Annotated in this window: 4 protein-coding genes; all 4 read right to left on the reverse strand. The window is 71.2% G+C overall.

The annotated features are described in order from the left end of the window. Positions 1-121: 121 nt before the first annotated feature. The 4 genes from ABZX85_RS41040 to ABZX85_RS41055 all read right to left on the reverse strand — a co-directional run bounded on the left by ABZX85_RS41040 (position 122) and on the right by ABZX85_RS41055 (position 5,460). Positions 122-1,204 (reverse strand): transglycosylase family protein, encoded by a 1,083-nt coding sequence (locus tag ABZX85_RS41040; protein WP_355881153.1) that lies wholly within the window; start codon positions 1,202-1,204, stop codon positions 122-124. 168 nt (positions 1,205-1,372) lie between these two features. Then, complete coding sequence (locus ABZX85_RS41045; RefSeq protein WP_355881156.1) at positions 1,373-2,668, reverse strand: cytochrome P450; 1,296 nt, start codon at positions 2,666-2,668, stop codon at positions 1,373-1,375. Further along, positions 2,665-4,848 (reverse strand): hypothetical protein, encoded by a 2,184-nt coding sequence (locus ABZX85_RS41050; RefSeq protein ID WP_355881159.1) that lies wholly within the window; start codon positions 4,846-4,848, stop codon positions 2,665-2,667. Before ABZX85_RS41050 ends, ABZX85_RS41045 begins: the two co-directional genes overlap by 4 nt. A gap of 207 nt (positions 4,849-5,055) precedes the next feature. Further along, the gene (locus tag ABZX85_RS41055; RefSeq protein WP_355881163.1) at positions 5,056-5,460 is read right to left on the reverse strand and encodes a hypothetical protein; all 405 of its coding nucleotides are present in this window, start codon (positions 5,458-5,460) and stop codon (positions 5,056-5,058) included. Between the last annotated feature and the right edge of the window lie 915 nt (positions 5,461-6,375).

Below are 6,375 nucleotides of genomic sequence, written 5' to 3' on the forward strand. Positions count from 1 at the left end.
CAGGGCTTCTGAGACTCATCCCACACTTTCGCCAAAACGGACATTCAACACGAAGCCGGACGCCGAACTGCCGTGTTTCCGCCCGCTTTTACGCCTTTGCGTACGCCGCCCCAGCTCTCGTTCACTTGCCGAGAGACAGCGTCTGACCGGGGACGATGGCGCTCGGGTCGGCCCCGATGAGCCGCTCGTTCGCGGCGTAGAGGGCCCGCCATCCACCGTCAAGCTCAAGGGAGTCGGCGATGGAGCTGAGCGTGTCCCCGACCCGGACGGTGTACGACGCCGGCTCGTCCGCGCTCACCCCGCGGTGCTTGCCGGTGCCGGCGGTGGAGAGGGTCGACGCGCTCTCGACCGGGACGATCGGGAACGGGAAGGCTCCGACGGCCGCGCCGACGCGCGTGTCGACGAGGCTCCAAGACCCGGCGGACTGTGCCGCATTGTCCGAATTCTCCGCACTGTTCCCGTTCGGCGTTCCTGTGGATTTACCGTCCGGAGTCCGTGGGGCGTCCGGGGTGACGATCCGGCCCGAGCCGCTGTTCTTGCCGGCCTCGGCGGAATTCCCGGCCTCGGCCGAGGAGTCGGGCGCCTCGGGGGTCGTCTCGGCGGACTTCCCGGGGGTGGAGGGGGACGGCGACGGCGACGCCGGAGTGGGGGTGGGCGACGGCGAGGCGGCCGGGTCCGTACCGCCGGAGGCGCCCGAACCGGCCGCCGAGCCCGACCCGTTGGACGTACCCGACGTTCCGGACGAGCCGGACGTACCGGTCGAACCCGTACCCGGGCTCGCGCTCGCGTCCGTCGCCGCCGCGCCGTTCTCCTTCGTCAGGCCCGCCGTGAGCGCGCAGATGGGCCAGAAGCCCGGCCCCTGGTCGGCGAGGATGCGCTTGCCGACCTCGATCTGCTCGGCGCGGCCGGCGAGGTCGGGGCGCTCGGCGTAGGCGAGGCCGCCGTACTTCTTCCAGTCGTCGAGCTTGATGTGCAGCCCGCCGAACTGGCCGGAGCCCGTGTTCTCGTCCCAGGCGGCGTCCGTCTCGCAGCCGGCCACCTTGTCCCAGACGGTCGTCCCCTCGACGCCGGCCGGGTTGCCGGCCGCGCTCGCGCCGGTCGCGCCGAGCAGGGGGATGGCGATCGCGGAGCCGGTCACTCCGGCGGCCACGAGGAGGGCCGGAGCCTGGCGGGGGCGACGGTGACGGCCGTTCCCGGAGAGCATGCGGACGCCTTTCTCACGACGACAGGGGGAGTGCGGCGCGGGGCCGCTTCGGTGCGGTGTGGGGCCGCTCCGGCTTGCGAACGTATCGGCATACGATCACTTGTCACAAGTTCATGCCGCGCAGATCACGTGAAGATCACGGAGTTGAGGGCGTGTCATGTTTGCTTTTCACGCCGTCTTCGTGAAGCTGACCGGCAATGTCCGCAGGCCACGCATGATGAGACCGCCTCGCCACCTCAACTCCTCGGGGCTCACGGCGAGTTGAAGGTCCGGCAGCCGTGTGAGAAGTGTCGCCAGCGCGGTCTGTCCCTCCAGCCGGGCCAGGGGTGCGCCGAGGCAGTAGTGAATGCCGTGGCCGTACCCGAGGTGTTGGTTGTCACGGCGGGTCAGATCCAGCGTGTCGGGGTGCTCGAAGCGGGCGGGGTCGCGGTCGGCGGCGGCGAGGACGACGAGCACCGGGTCGCCGGGGGCGATGTGCTGTCCGCCGAGGGTGAGGGGGGCGGTCGCGAACCGCCAGGTCGCCAGCTCCACCGGGCCGTCGTAGCGCAGGAGTTCCTCGACGCCGGTTTCGAGCAGCTGGGTCTCACCGGCGGCCAGGGACTTCTGGAGCAGCTCGCGCTGGTGGGGGTGGGTGAGGAGGGCGAGGGTGCCGTTGCCGATGAGGTTGACGGTCGTCTCGAAGCCGGCGAACAGCAGGATGAACGCCATCGCCGCGGCCTCGTTCTCCGTGAGGTGCTCGCCGTGGTCGGAGGCGCGGATCAGGCCGGAGATGAGGTCGTCGCCCAGGTCGCCGCGTTTGCGGTGGATGAGGTCGAGGAGGTAGGCGCGCATCTTCTTGACGGACCGTGCGACGCCGCCCCTCGGCCCGCCGCCGTGCCGGATCATCATCCCGGCCCAGTCGCGGAAGTCGTCCTGGTCCTCGCGGGGTACGCCGAGCAGGTCACAGATGGCGTAGATGGGGAGGGGGAAGGCGAAGTCGTGGATGAGGTCGGCCTCGCCGCTGCGCGCGAACCGGTCGATGAGCTGGTCCGTCAACTCCCGGACGCGCGGCTCGAATTCGGCGACCCTGCGCGGGGTGAACGCCTTGCTGACGAGCCGCCTGAGCCTCGTGTGGTCCGGCGGGTCGATGTTCAGCAGATGCGTCATCAGCTCGGCCTTGCGCTCCCCCGGGATGCCGGTCTTCCCCTTGGCGTGCGCCGGTTCGGCGTGGTGCGCCGGGTTCTTGGAGAGACGCGCGTCCGCGAGGGCCTGTTTGGCGTCGGCGTACCGGGTGACCAGCCAGGCGTCCACTCCGCTGGGGAGGGTGGTCCTGTGCACGGGGGCGTGTTCGCGGAGCCAGGCGTAGGCGGGGTAGGGGTTGGAGGCGAACTCCCAGGTGAAGAGGGTGGGGGCGGGGGGTGTGGGAGCGGGAGCTGTGTGCGCCGGGGTCGTGGGGGCTGAGTGGCTGGTGTTGCTGCTGGTCACTCCTCGACGGTATCCCGTGCCCGGCGCAGCGCCTCGGCGCGGGCACGGGCGAAGGAGTCGCCGCTCGCGGCGGCTTCGTCGTACGCGGCTAGCGCTTGAGTACTACGTCCCGACCTCTCCAGTACGACGCCGAGGTGCGCGAGGTCGAGCGGGTCGGCGCTCCCCCGGAAGTACGACTCGGCGTCCTGAGGGCTCTGCGGCTCGGCCCTGATGTCGTCCAGGATGCGTACGGCCCTGTCGTCGCCGTCGTGGATCGCCCGCTCCAGGTAGGGCCGGGCGGTCTCGGTCTCGCCGCGGAGGACGTGGTAGGCGGCGAGGCTGCGGGCGACGGAGACGTCCTGGTCCTCGCGCAGGTGGTACTGCGCGACGCGGGAGGCGTCGCCGAGGCGGAGTTCGAGGTCGCCGAGCTGTCCGGCCGCGCTTCTGTCGCCGGTGTCGGCGGCTCGGCGGAGGGATTGTTCGGCGAGGGCGAGGTGGGCTTCGGCGAGGAGGCGGTGGGCGGAGGGGGTGGGGGCCAGATCGGTGGCCTTGAGGAGATAGGGGAGGGCCTGGTCGGGGGCGTTCCTCGCGAGGAGGAGCCGGCCGACCTGTTCCGCGACCTGGTGCACACCGGCGTACGCGGCCTTGCGGTACCAGTGCAGCGCGGTCTCCTGGTCGCCGTCCGCCTCCTTGATGAGGCCCAGCATGTGCATGGCGTGGCCCTCACCCGCCTCCGCGAGCGGCGTGAAGTGAGCGCGGGCGGTGCTGCGTACGGCGTGCTGGGCGTCGCCGGCGGTGGCTGCGAGGGCGTGGCGCCAGGTGCTCCACGGGACCGGGTCGAGCGGTTCGCGCAGGGCGTCGGCGATGAGGGAGCCGTAGGGGCGGCAGGTGTCGTCCGGGCCTCTCAGGAGGAGGCCGGTGATGTCGTGCAGCGGGGTGAACACCCGCTCCCACGCGTCCTCGTGGAGGGGCGCGTGGGCGTACAGCGGGTACGTCTCCGTCACCAGGCTCAGCGGGACGCCCGCGCGCAGGCCGCAGCGGACGAGGTCGAGGGCCGCGAGCAGCAGGCCCTGGTGCGGGCGGCGTCCGCTGCGGGCGCCGGACGCGCGGCGGACCGTCTCGGCGAGGAGGGGGGCGAGGGCGAGGTACTGGGTGACGCCGGTGTCCCCTCTCCACTCCAGCGCCTCCACCAGCCGCGGGTCCGCGCTGTCCGCCGCGCGCCGCAGCTCCGGTTCGCTCCATGCCGTGCTGAGCCGTTCCACCCTGGCCTGGGCGAGGACTCGGTGTGCGGGGGTGTCGGCGGCGTCCATGTGTGCCTCGTACGCGGCGTCGTTCATCGTCCCGACGACCGGGACGCGGGCCCTCTTCAGCTCCGCCAGCAGGGGGGTGTCCAGGTCGCGTCGGCCCAGATGGGCGTCCAGGTCGTCCAGCCACAGGACGTATCGGCCGGGGTGGTTCGCGAGGAGGGTGGGGAGCGTGCGCAGGTCGGTGCCGGGGGTGGGGGTGTACACCCTTGTCTCCGGCGGGAGTTCGACGAACAGGGTCTCCCACGCGGTGCGCGTCTTCCCCGCGAACTGCCGTCCCGTGATCACCAGCAGCCCGTCCTCCTCGAACCACCCCTCCAGGCTCGCCTCCACGTCCCGGTTCACGTACTCCGTCAGCCTCGGCCACTCCTTCAGCCGCAAGGCTCCCCGCACGCCGAGCGCGAGGGGGTCGGTGTCGCCGAGGGCGGGCCAGGTGGCGGGGTTGGGGTGGGGAGAGGAGGTGGGGTTCTGGACGTAGGTGATGTTCGTTCCGGTGACGGGGCCGTGGAAGGTGCCGTTGCGGAAGTCGATGTGGTCGTCGTGGGTGGGGGTGTCGTTCGGGGGTGGGGTGGGGGGTGGTTGTTCCAGTTTGGCGCCTACGAGCATGGAGGTGAGGGGGGTGGCTCGGTCGGGGTGGTTGGGAGGCGCCTGGTCCTTGTACTGCTCGACCAGGTGGCGGAGTTGGTCGACCTCCGCTTGCCCGGCGTGGGCGAGGATGCCGAAGTGATGGGCCGTGACCGGGCTGAGGTAGGAGACCGGCGGCGAGACACCGGAAGGGTTCACCATGTCGAACCACCGACGCAGCGCCCGCCGAACCTCCGCCCCCTCCTCCGACCTGACCGCACCCCCGAGCACCCTCGCCGCCTCGGCCGCCAGTTCCTCCAACTCCCGCTCCATACACGCCCCCGCGCCCCGAGAACCGGACCAGAGATCCCACCGTACTCGCTGGCCCACCCGAAAACGCCTCGTGCGGCCGACGCCTCGCGGAGCGGAACTTCTCGACGGGCGGGGTTTCGGGGCGCACGGCGGACGCCCTGTCCGCCGAACTCCTCGGCGGACAGGGCGTCCTCGTCGACTACCGGTTCAACTACCGGCTCGAAACGTTCAGTTGTGGATCGTCACGCAAGCCTTCGTCCCGGGGTACTTCTCCCACCACCCGCACGCCTTCGTGTTGTTGGGGAAGTTCTGGTTGACGGTGGCCCCGACGGTCACCGTCTGCGTGCGGGACGCGCTCTCCAGGGTGCCGAAGTAGCCGTACCCGCTGCCTATCTCGATGATCGGACGGTCCGTCCAGGCGCGGTTGTTGGACTTCTTGGACAGCTTGAAGCTGTCCACGTGCAGCTTGGTCCCCTTGATCTCCAGGCACACCGAACCGGACCCGTCGGTCGACCCCGCGTTGCCGGTGCACCCGGTGGCGCTGAGAATCCCCACATCAGCGGCCTGCGCCGACCCCGACAACCCGCCCAGCCCCAACGTCGTCACCGCGGCCAACGCGAACGACGTCCTCAACACATGACGAAACACAAGATTCCCCGTTCTCGAACCAATTGACACACAGGACGGCCCACCCCACAAGGGGCTCCGCCCCGGCCGGCATGATCACAGCCACCGCACAGCCTGACGTCCCGGCGAACGGGGCCCTATCCGTGACGACACCCATATATAGGGAGTGGCCCTACAGGGGATGGGCACTGGACTCGGGGCAAGACACAGAGACACCGCCTGCACCCTGCCCGCAAGTTGCTGTCCCGCCGAGTGGTGCGACCACGCGGAACGACCCGGTGCGGGTGGCCACTTGACGACCGACACGGCGGACGGCGCCGCCGGAGCCGACCAGGGTGACGGGCCCCGTCCGGTGCTCGGCCGCCAGGACAATCACAGCCCCGGCCCGCGAAGCTGCCGGAACGAACCCCCTGCACCACTCCGAGCGACGCCACCCCCTCGACGTGGCGTCAGAGAGCGAGCACTTCGCGTTCCCGTCCGACGCCCATGGCAATCGCCACCGAGGCGACAGCCCGCGAAACGCCCCGCCGGAGCGGGTTGAACACCCCGGTCGGCATGGCCACCCTCTCCGGCCTACGAATTCCGGCACGCATCTTGATTCCCTGCACCATCTGACGGGCCGCCACCCGCACCGACTCGGCACGGCCCCGGCATCGCCCACCTCCGAACGGCTCCCGCTCGCCGTTCGCTGCCACCGTCTGACCTGTGATCGGCGACTGATGGAGGTGGGGGCCGGTGGGGGCCGGCAGGTGCCGGTGGGGACCGGGGCCGGAGAGGGCCGGGGCCGGAGAGGGCCGGGGCCGGAGAAGGCCGGGGCCGGTGAAGGCCGGGGCCGGTGAAGGCCGGGGCCGGTGAAGGCCGGGGCCGGTGAAGGCCGGGGCCGGTGAAGGCCGGGGCCGGTGAAGGCCGGGGCCGGTGAAG

Origin of the sequence: Streptomyces sp. NPDC004539, assembly GCF_040610055.1 — a bacterium.
GTDB lineage: Bacteria > Actinomycetota > Actinomycetes > Streptomycetales > Streptomycetaceae > Streptomyces.

Coding starts and splice junctions, on each gene's coding strand:
- ABZX85_RS41040 (WP_355881153.1), bottom strand. CDS start 1,204: ATGCTCTCCGGGAACGGCCGTCACCGTCGCCCCCGCCAGGCTCCGGCC.
- ABZX85_RS41050 (WP_355881159.1), bottom strand. CDS start 4,848: ATGGAGCGGGAGTTGGAGGAACTGGCGGCCGAGGCGGCGAGGGTGCTC.